Genomic DNA, 16,585 nt, shown 5'->3' on the forward strand with positions numbered 1-16,585 from the left:
CTTAATCGTTACCGCTTCAAGCGATCCCCCCTTTTGTAGAAATTTGTCGCAACTTAGATCCAGCCGGCGAGGTCTGCGAGAGCCCGGCGGGTGTAGGCCAGTTTCCTTTCGCGCCCCCTGATCTTTTCATCTACCGGCGGGAACAGCCCGAAGTTCACGTTCATCGGCTGGAAGGTCTCGGCATCCGCCCCGCCGGTGATGTGGCCGAGGATGGCGCCGAGCGCCGTGGTGGCCGGCGGCGGCAGGATGTCCTGCCCCAGCCGCTCCGCGGCGGCGAAGCGGCCGGCCAGCAGCCCGACCGCCGCACTCTCGACATAGCCCTCGCAGCCGGTGACCTGTCCGGCGAAGCGCAGGCGCGGCTGTGCCTTCAGCCGCAGGGCGCCGTCGAGCACGCGGGGGCTGTTGAGGAAGGTGTTGCGGTGCAGGCCGCCCAGCCGGGCGAACTCCGCCTTCTCCAGGCCGGGGATCATGCGGAAGATGCGAAGCTGCTCGGCATGGCGCAGCTTGGTCTGGAAGCCGACGAGGTTGTACAGCGTGCCCAGCGCGTTGTCCTGGCGGAGCTGCACGACGGCGTAGGGCCGGCGCTCCGGCTTGTGCGGGTTGGTCAGTCCCACCGGCTTCATCGGCCCGTAGCGCAGCGTGTCGACCCCGCGCTCGGCCATCACCTCGATGGGCAGGCAGCCTTCGAAGTAGGGGGTGGTCTTCTCCCACTCCTTGAAGTCCACCTTTTCGCCGGACACCAGGGCGTCGATGAAGGCGCGGTACTCGTCCTTCTCGAAGGCGCAGTTGATGTAGTCCTTGCCGGTGCCGCCGGGACCGGGCTTGTCGTAGCGCGACTGGAACCACGCCTTCGACAGGTCGACGCTCTCCAGGTAGACGATGGGCGCGATGGCGTCGAAGAAGGCCAGCGACTCCTCGCCCGTCAGGGTCCGCACCGCTTCGGCGAGCGCGGGGGAGGTGAGGGGGCCGGTGGCGACGACGACGCTGTCCCAGTCCTCGGGCGGCAGGCCGGCGATCTCGCCGCGCTCCACCGTGATCAGCGGGTGGCCGGCGATCGCTTCGGTCACGGCGTCGGCGAACCCGTCGCGGTCCATCGCCAGCGCTCCGCCGGCCGGCACCTTGTGCGCGTCGGCGCAGCGCAGGATCAGCGAGCCGCAGCGCCGCATCTCCTCGTGCAGCAGCCCGACCGCGTTGTATTCGGCATCGTCGGACCGGAAGGAGTTGGAGCAGACCAGCTCCGCCAGCTTGTCGGTGCTGTGCGCCTCTGTCCCGCGGACGGGGCGCATCTCGTGCAGCACCACGGGAATGCCGCGCGAGGCGAGCTGCCAGGCGGCTTCCGACCCGGCGAGACCGCCGCCGATGACATGGACGGGACGAGGGGAATTGGTCATTGCTCGACTTTCAGACGGACAGGAGGTGACGGGGGTCGCGGGGCCGCGCCGTCAGGCGCGGGAAACAGGGCGAGGGTCTTCTGGAGCCTTCGGAGGATGCCATTCCACGCTTTCCCGTTTCACGGCATCGCGCAGCTTCGATCCGGCGGTGGACAGGTCCACGACATCGACGAAATAGGGCACCGTGCTCTCTTCCAGATCCTCGTCGATCAGCGCGATCAGGCCGGGCTGCCGCGGCTCGGGCGGCTCGATCGCCACATCGATGCCGCTCCGCTGCCCGGCGTCGCCCCGCGCGCGGGAGCCGAACAGGTACACGCGCGCGGGATGGCCGGCAAGCCGGTCGAAGACGGTCCGCTTGACGGTGTCCAGCGCGCGGAGGCGGACTTCGTTCATCATCGCCCGATCATAGCACAGCCGGGCGGGGCTCCGGTCGGGTCCGCCTGCCGGTTCCGGCGCCGGAAACAGGACGGCCGGCCTCCGCAAGCCGCGGATGGCCGGCCGCCGGTCGGGTCCGCCGCCGGGGCGGAGGGCCTATTCGGTCTTGGTCGTCGTGCTGCGCTCGATGGTGGTGGAGCCCGAGGGCGCCGGCGTCACCACGGTCGAGGAGCCGGCGGACGGCACGGTGGTGGTCGTCGTCGAGGTCGTCGTCCGGGTGGTGTCGCTGGAGCCGCAGGCGGCGAGCAGCACCGCCGCGCCGAAGGCGGCCCCGACACCGGTGAGGAGAGTCTTCGTCATGATGGGTTTCCCTTCCTTCGAAGCGAAGCGTGCCGGGGAAACGCCCATCCCGCGTGCTTTGTTCACCGGTGCCGGGGGCGGTGGCCCTTTCGCGCCCCCGTCACGCCCTCTTCCGGGACTTGGGCTTCGCCGTCAGGTAGGGGGCGAGGTACCGGCCGGTGTAGCTGCGCTGCACCTTCACCACCTCCTCGGGCGTTCCTTCGGCGACGATCTCGCCGCCGCCGGTACCGCCCTCCGGCCCCAGGTCGACGATCCAGTCGGCCGTCTTGATGACCTCCAGGTTATGCTCGATGACCAGCACGGTGTTGCCCTGGTCGACCAGCGCGTGGAGCACCTCCAGCAGCTTTTCCACGTCGGCGAAATGCAGGCCGGTGGTCGGCTCGTCGAGGATGTAAAGCGTGCGGCCGGTGGCGCGGCGGCTCAGCTCCTTGGACAGCTTGACGCGCTGCGCCTCGCCGCCGGACAGCGTCGTCGCCGGCTGGCCGATGTGGATGTAGCCGAGCCCGACGCGCTCCAGCGTCTCCAGCTTGTCCCGGATGCCGGGAACGGCCTTGAAGAACTCCTTGCCCTCCTCGACCGTCATGTCGAGCACGTCGGCGATGGTCTTGTCGCGGTAGGTGACCTCCAGCGTCTCGCGGTTGTAGCGCTTGCCGTGGCAGACGTCGCAGGTGACGTAGACGTCCGGCAGGAAGTGCATCTCGATCTTGATGACGCCGTCGCCCTGGCAGGCCTCGCAGCGGCCGCCCTTGACGTTGAAGGAGAAGCGGCCGGGGCCGTAGCCGCGGGCCTTCGCCTCCGGCAGGCCGGCGAACCAGTCGCGGATCGGGGTGAAGGCGCCGGTGTAGGTCGCCGGGTTGGAGCGCGGCGTGCGGCCGATCGGCGACTGGTCGATGTCGATGACCTTGTCGAGATGCTCCAGCCCCAGCACCGCGTCATGCTCGGCCGGATGCTCGCGGGCGCCCATCAGCTTGCGCGCCACCGCCTTGTACAGCGTCTCGATGATCAGGGTCGACTTGCCGCCGCCCGACACGCCGGTCACGCAGGTGAAGGTGCCCAGCGGAATCTTCGTCGAGACGTCCTTCAGGTTGTTGGCCCGCGCGCCCGTCACCTCCAGGAACTGGCCGGGATGGCCCGGCCGGCGGGCCTGGGGCACCGGGACGAAGCGGGTGCCGTTGAGGTACTGGGCGGTGATGCTGTCGGGGTTCTTCTGCACCTCCGCCGGCGTGCCCTGGGCGATGACGGTGCCGCCGTGCTGGCCGGCGCCCGGTCCCATGTCGACCAGATAGTCGGCGCTGCGGATGGCGTCCTCGTCATGTTCGACGACGACCACCGTGTTGCCGATGTCGCGCAGCCGCTTCAGCGTCTCCAGCAGCCGGTCGTTGTCGCGCTGGTGCAGGCCGATGGAGGGCTCGTCCAGCACGTAGAGCACGCCGGTGAGGCCGGACCCGATCTGCGAGGCGAGCCGGATTCGCTGGCTCTCGCCGCCCGACAGCGAGCCGGATCCGCGGCTGAGCGTCAGGTATTCCAGCCCGACCGCGTTGAGGAAGCCCAGCCGCTCGTTGATCTCCTTCAGGATGCGGTAGGCGATCTCCTTGTCCTTCGGGCGGAGGTGGTCGTTCAGCGAGCCGAACCACGCGCCCGCCTCGGCGATCGACATTTCCGCCGCCTGGGAGATGTTGAGTCCGCGCACCTTGACCGCCAGCGCCTCCGGCTTCAGGCGTGCCCCCCGGCACGCCTCGCAGGGTTGGGAGGACTGGTACTTCGACAGCTCGTCGCGCATCCAGGCGCTTTCCGTCTCGCGGTAGCGCCGTTCCAGGTTGTTGACGATGCCCTCGAACGCCTTGTTCGTCTGGTAGCTGCGCAGGCCGTCGTCGTAGGTCATCGTGATCGGCCCCTTGGAGCCGTAGAGGATGGTCTGCTTCACCTCCTCCGGCAGCTCGGCCCAGGGCGTCGCCGTCGACACGCCGAAATGCTTGGCGATGCTCTCCAGCGTCTGATCGTAGTATTTGGAGGTCGAGCCGGCCCACGGCGCGATGGCCCCCTTGGCGAGCGTCAGCCGCTCGTCCGGCACCACCAGCATCGGGTCGAAGTAGATCTTGCTGCCCAGCCCGTCGCAGGCCGGGCAGGCGCCGAACGGGTTGTTGAAGGAGAACAGCCGCGGCTCGATCTCCGGGATGGTGAAGCCGGAGACCGGGCAGGCGAACTTCTGCGAGAAGACGGTCTGTTCGCCCGAATCGGCGTTCTCGACGAAGACGATGCCGTCGGCCAGCCCCAGCGCCGTCTCCAGCGAATCGGCGAGCCGGTTGCCCAGCCCGTCGCGCACCACGATGCGGTCGACGACCACCTCGATATCGTGCTTCAGCTTCTTGTTGAGGGCCGGCACCTCGTCGATCTCGTACATGGTGCCGTCGACCCGCACGCGCTGGAAGCCGCGCTTGCGCAGGTCCTGGATTTCCTTCTTGTACTCGCCCTTGCGACCGCGCACGAAGGGGGCGAGCAGCAGCAGGCGGGTGCCCTCCGCCATGGCCAGGATGCGGTCCACCATCTGGCTGATCGTCTGGCTTTCGATGGGCAGGCCGGTCGCCGGCGAATAGGGGATGCCGACCCGCGCCCACAGCAGGCGCATGTAGTCGTAGATCTCCGTCACCGTGCCGACGGTGGAGCGCGGGTTCTTCGACGTCGTCTTCTGCTCGATCGAAATGGCGGGCGACAGCCCCTCGATCGAATCGACGTCCGGCTTCTGCATCAGCTCCAGGAACTGGCGCGCGTAGGCCGACAGGCTCTCGACATAGCGGCGCTGACCCTCGGCGTAGATGGTGTCGAAGGCCAGGGACGACTTGCCGGATCCCGACAGGCCGGTGATCACGATCAGCTCGTCGCGCGGCAGGTCCACGTCGACGTTCTTCAGATTGTGTTCGCGCGCGCCGCGGACGCTGATGAATTTGTTCATGGAGTGTTCTTAACCGAACGGAAGGCGGTTGGGAAGAGGCCACGATATCGGGATATGGCCGCCGGGCAGGCCGGGGCCGGACAGATATGTGCCGGGAGCAGGAGGATTGCCACCTCGGCCGCAGGGATGCAGGGCAGTGTCCGGAAAATCGCGGAGCGGGCCAAGGAATCGGTTTCACGGACCATCCGGGTCTGCTATATTTGTTCCTGTAGTGTTCTCATTCCGGTGGCGGAGCGCATGCGCCGGGCGGGAATGGGGCGGACACTGCGACGGCGGTTGACCTCCGCCGAGTCGGCATGCTTCGCTGCGCGCCGATCCGGCAAGGTCGTCCCTCTACGAGGCCGGCCCTGCGAACGGGACTCCTCGGCATCCGGACGCCTCTCCGCCAGGCGTCGACCGGGTCGGCTGGATGCCGGGACATGCGCGCTTGGGAGTAGCGAACGATGAATGTATGGACCTTTACGGGACGCCTGGGCGCCGACGGTGAACTGCGCACGACCCAGAGCGGGGAGAAGGTGCTGGGCTTCCGCGTCGCCAATGACGTGGGCTTCGGCGAGCGCAAGACGACGCAGTGGGTCGACTGCTCGATCTGGGGCCGCCGGGCCGAGGCGCTGGCCCCGCATCTGACCAAGGGCAAGCAGGTGGTCGTTTCCGGCGAGGTCACGATCCGCGAGTACGAGAAGCGCGACGGCACCCGCGGCGCCGGGCTCTCGGTCCGCGTGAACGAGATTGACTTCACCGGCGGCGCCCGTGAGGGCGGCGAAGGCGGCGGCTATGGCGGCGGCGGTGGCGGCTACGAGTCGCGTGGCGGCTCGGGCGGTGGCGGCGGGTATGGCGGCGGCTCGGGCGGCGGTGGCCGCAGCGGCGGCAGCACCCCGCCCCGGCATGAGGATCTGGACGACGAGATCCCGTTCTGAGGCCGCGGCGCGACCTTCTGTCTTCAAGGTCGCGACCGACCTGCTGTCGAACGACGGGACCGGCGTTGCCCGATGGGGTGGCGCCGGTTTTCTTTTGCCGCTCAGCGGACCCGGACGCCGTACCAGTTGGTGGCGGCGCCGTCGGCCGGACCGGTGGCGGGGTAGCCGGCCGGCGCACTGCCCGGAGCCGGCAGGGCCGCGAACTCCTCGGCGCTCATGCCCGACAGGCGGACGGTCTGCAGGTTGGGGGCATAGCGCAGCGCGCTGGAATCCACCGCCACCCGGCGGGCGGTGGTGTACATCGGCGACCCGCTCTCCACGATCGCCTGCTGGATTCTGCCGTCCGGCGCGATCACCAGGTCCTTGATGTTGCCCAGCACGCGCGACCCGTCGCGGGATTGCAGCGTCAGCCCCACCACCTGGAGCGGCGGCAGTTCGGCGACCGGGGGCGCCGGGTCGTTGACCGTGCCGGCACAGGCGCCGAGCGCCAGCATCGGGGCGCACAGGGCGAAACCCGCCAGGGCGGCGGCCGGGCGGCGCGTGGGCGTCTTCATCGTGGCTTTCTCCTCCTCTCGGGACCGCACTTCCGTCAGGGACGGGGCGATATCCGGTGAAACGCCGGCGGCGAAGCTTGCGGTTCCCCGCCTCCGACGGGTGACTGCGGAAGAGCAGGGCGGCAGAAGGCAGATTGTCCGGGAACCGGATGAACGAACAGGCGGGGCTCCCCTTGCCCCGCCTGTTCGTTCCCGTCGCGTGCCGGATCAGGTGAAGGCGTAGTCGCGGCCGGCGAGCAACCCGACAGCGTTCACCGTCAGCCGCGATCCGTCGGTGAAGGCGAAGGTCGTTCCGCTCTCCGAATTGGTCACGGTAAGCTCGGCGGCGGTGAAGCCGCTGAACTCGATCCGGTCGATCGCCGGTTCGAAGTAATAGATCTGGTCGTGGCCGAACCCGCCGGTCGTCTTCTCCAGCAGGAAGAGATCGGTCTGGCCGTCGAAGTAGCTGACCATCGTGTCGTCGCCGGCGCCGGGCTGGAAGATGTCGCGGCCATCGTCGCGATAGGTGTCGGTCAGGACGTCGTTGCCGGCGCCGCCGATCAGCCGGTCGTCGCCGCGGCCGCCCTTGACGGTGTCGTCGCCGATTCCGCCGTCGAGCGTGTCGTTGCCCGGCCCGCCGAAGAGCTGGTCGTTGCCGTCGTCGCCGAACAGCTTGTCGTCGCCCAACTCGTTGCCGTAGGGGTCGCCGATCCAATCGTTGCCCGCCCCGCCATACATCGTGTCGTTGCCGATCCCGCCGATCAGCGTATCGTTGCCCGCCTCCCCCAGCAGCTTGTCGTTGCCGTCCAGCCCGTTCAGCCAGTCGTCACCCTGCAGGCCGTGCATCGTGTCGTTGCCCGTGCTGCCGGACAGGGTGTCGTTGGTGGTCTTCCCCCAGTAGGTGCCCATTTTTTGCTCCTCCATCAGCTCACTGCCCGTGAGTTAACGAAATGTTAACCAGAACAACGGCACTGCTGGAAATAGAAAAACGAAGCACTCCCCTCGGCTCAGGGTCACTTGACACAGGTATATAAATATTTAAGCAAATTTTCTTTTTGAATTCGTTCTGAACATGAAGCAATGATTCCGGGTTGTTTCTTTGAGGTGAGATTTTTTGGTCGTGGCTGCGAGGCGACATTCCGGTGTCGACTGCCGAGCTCAAGCTGGGAACTGGGGCGATCGACCGCGATCAACCGCCGCGATCAGCCTTCGTGATGGTCGGCGATGACCGGGCACCGGGCATGGAAAAGGCGGGGCCGCCGGCCACCGCCTTTCCTGGTCTTCGGGGGAGGGCCGCGGGTCAGGCGGTCGTCGGGTTCGGCGCTCCCGGGACCGGCTGCTCGGCCGGCGGCGGCATCTCCGGCGGCACGTCGGGATTGGCCGGAATCGGATAGGGGTCCGGGGCGCCCGGATGGGTCGGCTCCGGCGTGACCGGCGTGCCGGGGGAGGGGATCTCCGGCGGGTTTCCCGCCGCGGACAGGCCATGGTTGTAGGATGTCATCCGGCTGCTCCTCATCGCTGTCGGCGGGTCATTGGGCGGTTCGTTCGATGGCGCGCCCGCCGGATTGCACGTCCTGCCCCATGCCCTCGACGGTGTTGCAGCCGCCGAGCATGGCGGCGAGCGCCAGGAAGACGCTGGCCAGGGCGATCTGGTGGACGGGAAATGGGATCGTACGGCTCATCGTCGGCTCCTTTCCCAATGGCTGGTCGCATAAGGACCGTGCGGCGCCGGTCCCCGATGTCCTCTCGTCCTGACAACGGCGCCGGCGGGAGGTTGGTTCCGGCAAGTCATGCGTGCCGCGCAAGGGTCCTCCCGCCGTGCCGGAGCGGCCTTGACGCGCTCCGGCGGACCGTCAAGATGGCCGGCCGCCCTCCGGCGAACCTGCAACCTCTGGTGCGCGACGATGACCGACACGATCTGTGCCGAACCCCGCCTGGGCCGTCGCCTGCGCGGCCATGTGGGGGAGCTCGCGCGCCTCGCCGCTCCGGTGATCGTCTCGCGCGCCGGGCTGATGGTGATGATGGCGGTCGACACGGCCATCGTCGGGCGCTACGCCGCGCAGGAACTCGCCCTTTACGGGCTGGCCCATCTGCCCGCCAACATCATGACGGCGAGCGGCGTCGGGCTGCTGATGGGGACCGTCACCACCACGGCCCATGCGCTCGGTTCGGGAAACGAGGCGGACTGCGGCCGGGCGTGGCGGCGCTCGATCCCCTATGCCCTGATGCTGGGCGTCCTGTTCGCCGCGGTCTCGCTTCTCGGCCTGCCGATCTTCCGCGCCGGCGGCCAGACGGAGGAGATGGCGCGCGGCGGGGCCGAGGTGCTGGCCGTGCTGGGGCTCGGCAGTCCCGGCATGATGCTCTACATCACCACCGGCTTCTTCCTGGAGGGGATCAAGCGCCCGACTCCGGGCATGGTCGTGATGATCGTCGGCAACATCCTGAACGCCCTGCTGGCCTGGGTGCTGGTCTGGGGTCATGCCGGGCTCGACCCGATGGGCGCGGTGGGCTCCGCCTGGGCGACCACCGTGGTGCGCTGGGGCATGGGGCTGGCGCTGGTCGCCCATGTCTGGTCGATGGCCGACCATGACCGCTGGCAGGTGCGCCGGCCGGTGGGGAACTGGTGGAGCGGGGCGAGGCGGCAGCGCAACCTCGGCTATGCCGCCGGCCTCAGCATCGGGGTGGAAAGCGCGGCCTTCGCGGCGCTGGGGCTGTTCGCCGGCATGATCTCGCCGCTGGCGCTGGCCGCCTATGCGATCGGGCTGAACCTGATCGCGCTGCCCTTCATGGCGGCGGTCGGGCTGGCCTCGGCCACCGCGGTGCGGGTGGGGGTGGCCTACGGCCGCGGCGACCGCAGCGACATGGTCCTGGCCGGCTGGACCGGTCTGGGGTGACCAGCGCGATCCTGGCCGGAGTCGGGGTCCTCTACCGCCTGCTGCCGGAGGAGATCGGCCGCATCTACACCGGCGATCCGGATCTGCTGTCCCACGTCGCGCCGCTGATCGCCTTCGGCGCCTGGGTGCTGGTCGCCGACGGCGGGCAGACGGTGATGGCCAATGCGCTGCGCGGCCGCCACGACGCCTGGGTACCCACGGCATTGCACTTCGTTTCTTACGCCGTGGTGATGATTCCGGTATCCGCCTACCTCTCGCTGGGTCTCGGCAGGGGTGAACGTGGTCTTTTTGAGGGTATTCTGATCGCCAGTGTGGTATCCGTCACCGTCCTTTCGCTGCGCTTTGCGATGCTGAGCCGTCGTTGATCCGTCACGCGACTGATCATTGGTGGTCCGAGCGTTGTGTGCATATGCGAAAGCTGGTAGGAATTACTATATACCGAACGCGGTCCTCCCGGGCCGCGCGGGCCGCGTAAGCGGCGCTGCAGACCGAAGAACGAGCCTGGTCCTTGAGCAATACGCCTCTGCCTCCCGCTTCCGACATCGCGCCGGTGACCATCGAAGACGAGATGCGCCGGTCGTATCTCGACTACGCGATGAGCGTGATCGTCAGCCGCGCGCTGCCCGACGTCCGCGACGGGCTGAAGCCGGTGCATCGCCGCATCCTGTATGCCATGAAGGAAGGCGGCTACGACTCCTCCAAGCCCTACAAGAAGTCGGCGCGCATCGTCGGCGACGTGATGGGTAAGTACCACCCGCACGGCGACAGCGCGATCTACGACGCCATGGTCCGCATGGCGCAGGACTTCTCGATGCGCCTGCCGCTGATCGACGGGCAGGGCAACTTCGGCTCGATGGACGGCGACCCGCCGGCGGCCATGCGCTATACCGAGGCGCGGCTCGCCAAGGCGGCCGAATCGCTGCTCGACGACATCGACAAGGACACCGTCGATTTCCAGCCGAACTACGACGATTCGGGACGCGAGCCCGCCGTCGTGCCGGCGCGCTTCCCGAACCTGCTGGTGAACGGCGCCGGCGGCATCGCCGTCGGCATGGCGACCAACATCCCGACCCACAACCTGGGCGAGGTGATCGACGCCTGCTGCGCCTTCATCGACAACAACGACATCACCGACGAAGAGCTGCTGGAGCATGTGCCGGGTCCGGACTTCCCGACCGGCGGCCTGATCCTTGGCCGGTCGGGCAGCCGCAGTGCGCTGCTGACCGGGCGCGGCACCATCATCCTGCGCGCCAGGACCGAGATCGAGGAGGTGCGCAAGGACCGCCTCGCCATCGTCGCGACCGAGATCCCGTATCAGGTCAACAAGTCGAAGCTGATGGAGCGCATCGGCGAGGTCGTCAACGACAAGATCGTCGAGGGCATCTCCGACCTGCGCGACGAATCGGACCGCGACGGCGTGCGCGTGGTGATCGAGCTGAAGCGCGACGCGGTTCCCGACGTGGTGCTGGCCCAGCTCTTCCGTCACACCCAGCTCCAGACCTCCTTCGGCGTCAACATGCTGGCGCTGAACGGCGGCCGGCCGGAGCTGATGAACCTGCGGCAGGTCATCGCCGCCTTCGTGCGCTTCCGCGAGCAGGTCATCACCCGGCGGACCGAGTTCCTGCTGGGCAAGGCGCGCGAGCGGGCGCACACCTTGGCTGGTCTGGCCGTGGCCGTCGCCAACCTCGACGCGATGATCGGGCTGATCCGCAGCGCCCCCGACCCGGTCTGGGCGCGCGAGGAGATGATGGCGCGCGAGTGGCCGGTCCATGACGTCGGCCCGCTGATCGAGCTGATCGACGAGCCGGGCCGCGGCGTCAGCCCGCAGGGCACCTACCGCCTGTCGGAAGTCCAGGCCCGTGCCATCCTCGACCTGCGCCTGCACCGCCTGACCGGGCTGGAGCGCGACAAGATCGGCGCCGAGCTGCGCGAGGTGACCGACCAGATCGCCGACTTCCTGGAGACCCTCTCCAACCGCACCAAGCTGCTGGGCATCCTGCGCGACGAGCTGGTGGAGATGAAGGAGCGGTTCGGCAACCCGCGCCGCACCGAGATCCAGGATCTCGAGTTCGAGGCCGACATCGAGGACCTGATCCAGCGCGAGGACATGGTCGTCACCGTCAGCCAGTCGGGCTACGTGAAGCGCGTGCCGCTGTCGACCTACCGGGCGCAGAAGCGCGGCGGCAAGGGCCGCACCGGCATGGCGATGAAGGCGGAGGACGCGGTCAGCGACCTGTTCGTCGCCAACACCCACACGCCGCTGCTGCTCTTCTCGAACCGCGGCATGGTCTACAAGCTGAAGGTCTACCGCCTGCCGCTGGGCAACCCGCAGTCGCGCGGCAAGGCCTTCGTCAACCTGCTGCCGCTGATCGACGGGGAGACCATCACCACCGTCCTGCCGCTGCCGGAGGACGAGGCGACCTGGGCCGACCTGCACGTCGTCTTCGCCACCTCCAGGGGCAATGTCCGGCGCAACCGCATGTCGGACTTCGCCAACATCCGCTCCAACGGCCTGATCGCCATGAAGCTGGAGGAGGAGGGCGAGCGGCTGATCGCCGTCCACACCTGCCAGGAGACGGACGACGTGCTGCTGGCGACCCGCGACGGCAAGTGCATCCGCTTCGCGGTGGACGATGTGCGCGTCTTCGCCGGCCGCACCTCCACCGGCGTGCGCGGCATCCGGCTGGCGGAGGGCGACGAGGTCGTCTCGATGTCGATCCTGCGCCATGTCGAGTCCGGCCCCGAGGAGCGTGCCGCCTATCTCAAGAAGAAGCGCGAGGACGGCGTGGAGATGGAGGGCGAGGCCGCGCCCGAGGCCGACGAGGTCTCGGCCGAGGCGGTCACCCTCACCCAGGAGCGCTATGAGGAGCTGAAGCGGCTGGAGCAGTACATCCTGACCGTCTCCGACCGCGGCTACGGCAAGCGCACCTCGTCCTACGAGTACCGGGTGACCGGGCGCGGCGGGCAGGGCATCTGGAACATGGAGATGGGCGAGCGCAACGGCTCGATCGTCGCCGCCTTCCCGGTGGAGGAGAGCCATCAGGTGATGATGGTGACCAACAGCGGGCAGGTGATCCGCATGCCGCTGCACGACGTCCGCATCGCCGGCCGCAAGACCCTCGGCGTCACGCTGTTCCGCGTCGCCGCGGAGGAGCGGGTGGTCTCGGTCGCCTCCATCGCCGACGAGGAGGGCGAGAACGGGAACGGCTCGGATCTGGGCGGCTCGGATCTGGGCGGTTCGGATCCGGGTGCTCCTGAGGATGGCGGCGAGACCGGGGCCGGCGACGCCGGTGTGACGGGCGAGTAACGTAAAGGGCGGAAAGGGTATCTTCCATGTCCAAGCGCCGCATCGGTGTCTATCCCGGCACCTTCGATCCGATCACCAACGGGCACCTGGACATCATCCAGCGCGCCTCGCGGCAGGTCGACCATCTGATCGTCGGCGTTGCCCGGAACGCCGGCAAGGGCCCGCTCTTCTCGACGGACGAGCGGGTCGCGATGGTGCGGGAGGACGTGGCCGCCCTGACCAACGGCACCTCCCACAGCAACGGCGCCAGCGTCGAGGTGCGGGCCTTCGACACGCTGCTGATGCATTTCGCGGTGGAGATGAACGCCAGCGTGATCATCCGGGGCCTGCGCGCCGTCTCCGATTTCGAGTACGAGTTCCAGATGGCGGGCATGAACGCCCGCCTGAACCCGAACATCGAAACCATTTTTCTGATGGCATCGGACAGGCACCAGTTCATCTCCTCCCGGTTCGTGAAGGAGATCGGGCGGCTTGGCGGCGACATCCGCGGCTTCGTCTCGCCGCGGGTGGCGCTGCAGCTTGCCGAGCGCTTCGCCCTGGAGGATGCCAAGGCCAACCCCGCGCCGATCACCCAGCCGCAGGGCTGACGGCGATAGGTCTGGCGGTGCAGGTCCGGGTCCCCGCGGAGAGCCTTCGGAGGGCCGTTCGGGGGTGTGTCGGAAAGCGCCGGGGGTTGACCTATGCGGTGCACATCCCTATGGTGCGCCAACCTGCGCAGGGGGCGGTTCGGCAGCACCGAAACCCGTCCGCCCGAGAGGGCTTGCAACGGGCACGATCCGGTAGCTCAGTCGGTAGAGCACGTGACTTTTAATCATGTGGTCGTGGGTTCGAGTCCCACCCGGATCACCATCTCTTTCAAGCAGTTAGGTAGGTGTTGCAGCGAAGACCAAGCCAGTGATTGAGGCTTCGGTCCGCGCTTGGTCCGCCGGTCGCAACGGTCTGCGTTTCTACGGACCAAGGCGATGCTTGCGTTGGTGAAGGCGAGTGCGCCCGAATCACCATCCTCCTCGTCCTGCTGGGCCTTGAAGGCGGTAACGTGACCTTAAGCGGGCGTGTGGTAGGGCGTGCACAGGCACCCGAAAGGCTCTCCCATGTCCACCCAACTGTCCACGTCACCGGCATTGGTACCCTCTCGGGACACGCAGGGTGCGATTGTCCCGTACGATCCGTTCGCGGTCGCTCCGAATCCGGAGTTCGCGCTCCCGAGCGTGCTGGAGCACGGTTCCGACGTGGAGATGTCCTACCTGACGCGGGATATGCTGATTTACCAGTACGGCAGTGTGGTTTTCACGGAGGGTGAGTTTTGGTCTTTCTCGGCTACCCACTGGGTTCCGCTGCCGGATGAAATCCTGCGCCAATACGCGCACAAATTCGATGGCAAGTTCTACCTGAAGCCGGGTGGTAAGCGCGACAAGGTGCTGTTGAACAAGGGGCGTATCGATTCGATTTTGCACGAAGTCGCTATGCTGATGACGGTGCGCAACTTCTTCTCGGATGCGCCAATCGGGATCAACTGCCTCACAGGCTTTGTCGAGATCGGGCCGAACGGCGGAACAATCTACGAGCACAGCCCGCGACACAAACAGCGGCATCTGATCGAAGCACACTACGACGCCGAGAAGCCGGCGCTGCCGGGTCCGCTGCTAACGAAGTTGCTGAACGGCTGCTTTGCCAACCTTGAACCCGATGAATCGGCTGCACGGATCCTCATGCTCAGTCAGATCGGCGGGGCGGCTATTGCTGGCATGGCGACGAAGCTGAAGAAACCGAAGGCGGCTGTGTTGCACGGTCAGACCGCAGAAAACGGCAAGAGCCAGTTCCTTGAGTGCTTCCGCGCGTTTCTGCCTGCCGATGCCGTGTGCGCCTTCTCCATCCAGCAAATCGGCGACGAGCGCTACATACCGCGCCTGTCGGGCAAGCTGCTGAACACCTGTGACGAGTTGTCCGCCGCTGCGGTGACTTCAGACACCTTCAAGCGCGTCGTTACGGGTGAAGCGCTGAGCGGGCGGGAGGTGAGGAGGCTTGCGGTGGAAGTCCGCCCTGTCGCGCAGCATGTCTTCAGCACGAACGTCCTCCCTAGTTTCATCGGCGGCGCAGATCGCGGCGTGCGTCGGCGACTGCTGATTGTGCCGTTCGAGCGGTCGATCCCCGACTCGGAGAAGGTGGAGAACATCGGCGCACGGATCGCGGACGAGGAAGCGGATGGGCTTCTGGCTTGGCTGATCGCAGGAGCGGTGTCACTGGTGCAGGCGGGATTCTTCCATGAGTCCCAGGCATGCAAGCAGGCACTGGATGACTGGCTGTTCAATTCGGACGTTGTCCTGGCATGGCTGAACGAAGAGTGCGAGGTGACGGGGAAGGCAGAGGACGCAGTTCCGTCCAGTTTGGCGTATTCAGCATTCAGTGTGTGGGCAAAGGGCGAAGGTTACGATAGGATTCCAAACGCCAACATCTTCAAGCAGCGCATGCTGGCTGCGGACCCTCAGTCGCGCATCGCATGGAAGCCAACAAACAAGGGGAAGGTCATCACCGGATTGCGGATGGAGAAGACCGGCTTTGCGACGTAACGCACGTGCGCGGAAGCGGTGGTGCCGCGTGCGAGAGGGCTCCATTAGGCGCCTCCCGGTTAGTGGGCATCACCCGTCACCGCAGCCGTCCAATCCATTGATTTTTCACATGATTCTGTCACTCTGAGGCGTCACCAATTCAATGCAGAGGCGTCAGCCTGAATGCGGGATACGTTTTGTGCGCTGCCTCCCGAACGCCACAATGCTCCGGCGCTACAAAAGACCCACCAGCCTGCGCTTCGCGTCTGTGCCGCGCTGGATGAAGCCCTGTATCGCGGCAAGCGACAGCTGACCGGCATTATAGCACAAACGATCGTCATTGACCCGCCTTACAACTCCGGCCGTGAAGACCTGCTTTACGATGATCACTTATCGGAGGACGCCGCTCACCGAGACTCATCTTGGCTCGAATGGCTGCACCGTCGATTGTTGCTTGCACGTGACCTTTTAGCCGCGGATGGCGCAGTCCTTGCCTGTATCGACGATCAGAGGCGCGCGTTGATGGAACTCCTAATGGAATAGGTGTTTCCGGGAATGCGCGTCGGCAGTTTTGTTTGGAATCCCGCAAACCAGCGGGTCCCCATCAGGGTGGCGAAGGCCTTGCTGTCGTGCACCACGCCGCTGGTCAGCGTGAAGGTCACCGGCTTGCTGAAGCCTTCGCCGCGGATGTTGATCTTGGTCGAGAAGCGGCCGCGAGCGGCCGAGTGCGTCATCATTGATTCCCTTTTTCGCCGCTGGTTTTGCGGACGTCATCGGCGCGCTGACGAGCGCGGACGATGGTACTGTCCAAAAAATGCAGGTTCCAATCCACCACACCCGCCGGTCGGTGCGGGCTCGCAGCGCTTCAAGGATACGCTGCTAAATCCCGGCGCGCCGCCAGCGGTAGAACCGGCTCGACACGGTCCCGAACGGGCCATACTGCTCCGCCAAGCCGCGCCATGTTGCTCCACTGCGGGCGATCCAATGCATGCCGTTGATCATCCGCCGGTGAGAGTGGATCGGCCGTCCGGTACGAGGATTCTCTGGAGGAAAGCGCGGCTCCAGCCGCTCCCATTGTGCATCGGTCAGTTCATAGCGTCCAATTAGGCAAAAAATTGGGAACGCATCCTCAACCTACCACGCCTTAGCTGACACGGTCTAACGCCAACTGATATAAGAGCCATCCTGAACCCACTGCACAATGGGTGGCGCCGCCTCCCACATAACATAGAAGTTGACACATAACTCATTGCATAGCCATTTTAGGCGTACTTACCAACCAGTCCGAAAGTCACATTATGCCAGCGCATCC

General features: G+C 66.7%; 17 protein-coding genes and 1 tRNA gene. 8 read left to right on the plus strand and 10 right to left on the minus strand.

Annotation, left to right across the window (positions count from 1 at the left end; genetic code table 11):
- Positions 1-53: 53 nt before the first annotated feature.
- The 4 genes from trmFO to uvrA all read right to left on the minus strand — a co-directional run bounded on the left by trmFO (position 54) and on the right by uvrA (position 5,076).
- Positions 54-1,391 (minus strand): methylenetetrahydrofolate--tRNA-(uracil(54)-C(5))-methyltransferase (FADH(2)-oxidizing) TrmFO, encoded by a 1,338-nt coding sequence (trmFO, locus tag DEW08_RS02190; protein ID WP_109324114.1) that lies wholly within the window; start codon positions 1,389-1,391, stop codon positions 54-56.
- A 51-nt stretch (positions 1,392-1,442) separates the two neighbouring features.
- Positions 1,443-1,787, minus strand: coding sequence for a nucleotidyltransferase family protein (locus DEW08_RS02195; protein ID WP_109324115.1), 345 nt, complete (start codon positions 1,785-1,787; stop codon positions 1,443-1,445).
- Between the two features lie 135 nt (positions 1,788-1,922).
- A complete protein-coding gene (locus DEW08_RS02200) occupies positions 1,923-2,126 on the minus strand; it encodes a hypothetical protein (RefSeq protein WP_109324118.1) in 204 nt (67 codons plus the stop codon).
- Between the two features lie 100 nt (positions 2,127-2,226).
- A complete protein-coding gene (gene uvrA, locus DEW08_RS02205; RefSeq protein ID WP_109324121.1) occupies positions 2,227-5,076 on the minus strand; it encodes an excinuclease ABC subunit UvrA in 2,850 nt (949 codons plus the stop codon).
- Positions 5,077-5,519: 443 nt separating this feature from the next.
- Here uvrA and DEW08_RS02210 point away from each other — a divergent pair, with 443 nt between their 5' ends.
- Entirely contained in the window at positions 5,520-5,993 is a 474-nt protein-coding gene (locus tag DEW08_RS02210; protein ID WP_109324122.1) for a single-stranded DNA-binding protein, read from the plus strand.
- Positions 5,994-6,094: 101 nt separating this feature from the next.
- Here the strand turns inward: DEW08_RS02210 and DEW08_RS02215 are convergent, their stop codons facing one another.
- From DEW08_RS02215 to DEW08_RS02230, 4 genes are all read right to left on the minus strand, one after another.
- A complete protein-coding gene (locus DEW08_RS02215) occupies positions 6,095-6,547 on the minus strand; it encodes a hypothetical protein (RefSeq protein WP_109324133.1) in 453 nt (150 codons plus the stop codon).
- A 207-nt stretch (positions 6,548-6,754) separates the two neighbouring features.
- A complete protein-coding gene (locus DEW08_RS02220) occupies positions 6,755-7,435 on the minus strand; it encodes a calcium-binding protein (RefSeq protein WP_109324134.1) in 681 nt (226 codons plus the stop codon).
- A 391-nt stretch (positions 7,436-7,826) separates the two neighbouring features.
- Positions 7,827-8,027 (minus strand): hypothetical protein, encoded by a 201-nt coding sequence (locus tag DEW08_RS02225; RefSeq protein ID WP_109324135.1) that lies wholly within the window; start codon positions 8,025-8,027, stop codon positions 7,827-7,829.
- Between the two features lie 28 nt (positions 8,028-8,055).
- Positions 8,056-8,208: an entericidin A/B family lipoprotein gene (locus DEW08_RS02230; RefSeq protein WP_109324136.1), complete on the minus strand. Its 153-nt coding sequence runs from the start codon at positions 8,206-8,208 to the stop codon at positions 8,056-8,058.
- A 222-nt stretch (positions 8,209-8,430) separates the two neighbouring features.
- Between DEW08_RS02230 and DEW08_RS33055 the strand changes: the two genes are divergently transcribed.
- The 7 genes from DEW08_RS33055 to DEW08_RS33670 all read left to right on the plus strand — a co-directional run bounded on the left by DEW08_RS33055 (position 8,431) and on the right by DEW08_RS33670 (position 15,816).
- Positions 8,431-9,420, plus strand: a complete 990-nt coding sequence (locus DEW08_RS33055; protein ID WP_281262032.1) for an MATE family efflux transporter — start codon at positions 8,431-8,433, stop codon at positions 9,418-9,420.
- A complete protein-coding gene (locus DEW08_RS33060; protein WP_281262033.1) occupies positions 9,417-9,785 on the plus strand; it encodes an MATE family efflux transporter in 369 nt (122 codons plus the stop codon). The genes DEW08_RS33055 and DEW08_RS33060 overlap by 4 nt, the downstream gene beginning before the upstream one ends.
- Before the next feature lie 143 nt (positions 9,786-9,928).
- Positions 9,929-12,727 carry a DNA gyrase subunit A gene (gene gyrA, locus DEW08_RS02240; protein WP_109324137.1) on the plus strand — a complete coding sequence of 933 codons (2,799 nt, stop codon included), beginning with the start codon at positions 9,929-9,931 and terminating at the stop codon, positions 12,725-12,727.
- A 26-nt stretch (positions 12,728-12,753) separates the two neighbouring features.
- The gene (gene coaD / locus DEW08_RS02245) at positions 12,754-13,314 is read left to right on the plus strand and encodes a pantetheine-phosphate adenylyltransferase (protein ID WP_109324138.1); all 561 of its coding nucleotides are present in this window, start codon (positions 12,754-12,756) and stop codon (positions 13,312-13,314) included.
- Positions 13,315-13,500: 186 nt separating this feature from the next.
- Positions 13,501-13,576 (plus strand) — tRNA-Lys (locus DEW08_RS02250).
- A 242-nt stretch (positions 13,577-13,818) separates the two neighbouring features.
- Complete coding sequence (locus DEW08_RS02255; RefSeq protein WP_109324139.1) at positions 13,819-15,294, plus strand: DNA primase family protein; 1,476 nt, start codon at positions 13,819-13,821, stop codon at positions 15,292-15,294.
- Positions 15,295-15,456: 162 nt separating this feature from the next.
- Positions 15,457-15,816 carry a DNA methyltransferase gene (locus tag DEW08_RS33670; protein ID WP_109324140.1) on the plus strand — a complete coding sequence of 120 codons (360 nt, stop codon included), beginning with the start codon at positions 15,457-15,459 and terminating at the stop codon, positions 15,814-15,816.
- On the opposite strand, the gene DEW08_RS02265 is transcribed toward DEW08_RS33670, so the two are convergent.
- Positions 15,780-16,010, minus strand: coding sequence for a hypothetical protein (locus tag DEW08_RS02265; protein WP_109324141.1), 231 nt, complete (start codon positions 16,008-16,010; stop codon positions 15,780-15,782). The two genes, DEW08_RS33670 and DEW08_RS02265, sit on opposite strands and share 37 nt — an antisense overlap.
- Before the next feature lie 142 nt (positions 16,011-16,152).
- On the minus strand, positions 16,153-16,389 hold the full coding sequence (locus DEW08_RS33675) for a transposase (protein ID WP_109324142.1): 237 nt from the start codon (positions 16,387-16,389) through the stop codon (positions 16,153-16,155).
- Between the last annotated feature and the right edge of the window lie 196 nt (positions 16,390-16,585).

The sequence above is a fragment of the Azospirillum thermophilum genome (assembly GCF_003130795.1).
In the GTDB taxonomy this organism is placed as follows: Bacteria; Pseudomonadota; Alphaproteobacteria; order Azospirillales; family Azospirillaceae; genus Azospirillum; species Azospirillum thermophilum.

Coding starts and splice junctions, on each gene's coding strand:
- trmFO (WP_109324114.1), bottom strand. CDS start 1,391: ATGACCAATTCCCCTCGTCCCGTCCATGTCATCGGCGGCGGTCTCGCC.
- DEW08_RS02195 (WP_109324115.1), bottom strand. CDS start 1,787: ATGATGAACGAAGTCCGCCTCCGCGCGCTGGACACCGTCAAGCGGACC.
- DEW08_RS02200 (WP_109324118.1), bottom strand. CDS start 2,126: ATGACGAAGACTCTCCTCACCGGTGTCGGGGCCGCCTTCGGCGCGGCG.
- uvrA (WP_109324121.1), bottom strand. CDS start 5,076: ATGAACAAATTCATCAGCGTCCGCGGCGCGCGCGAACACAATCTGAAG.
- DEW08_RS02210 (WP_109324122.1), top strand. CDS start 5,520: ATGAATGTATGGACCTTTACGGGACGCCTGGGCGCCGACGGTGAACTG.
- DEW08_RS02215 (WP_109324133.1), bottom strand. CDS start 6,547: ATGAAGACGCCCACGCGCCGCCCGGCCGCCGCCCTGGCGGGTTTCGCC.
- DEW08_RS02220 (WP_109324134.1), bottom strand. CDS start 7,435: ATGGGCACCTACTGGGGGAAGACCACCAACGACACCCTGTCCGGCAGC.
- DEW08_RS02225 (WP_109324135.1), bottom strand. CDS start 8,027: ATGACATCCTACAACCATGGCCTGTCCGCGGCGGGAAACCCGCCGGAG.
- DEW08_RS02230 (WP_109324136.1), bottom strand. CDS start 8,208: ATGAGCCGTACGATCCCATTTCCCGTCCACCAGATCGCCCTGGCCAGC.
- DEW08_RS33055 (WP_281262032.1), top strand. CDS start 8,431: ATGACCGACACGATCTGTGCCGAACCCCGCCTGGGCCGTCGCCTGCGC.
- coaD (WP_109324138.1), top strand. CDS start 12,754: ATGTCCAAGCGCCGCATCGGTGTCTATCCCGGCACCTTCGATCCGATC.
- DEW08_RS02255 (WP_109324139.1), top strand. CDS start 13,819: ATGTCCACCCAACTGTCCACGTCACCGGCATTGGTACCCTCTCGGGAC.
- DEW08_RS33670 (WP_109324140.1), top strand. CDS start 15,457: ATGCGGGATACGTTTTGTGCGCTGCCTCCCGAACGCCACAATGCTCCG.
- DEW08_RS02265 (WP_109324141.1), bottom strand. CDS start 16,010: ATGATGACGCACTCGGCCGCTCGCGGCCGCTTCTCGACCAAGATCAAC.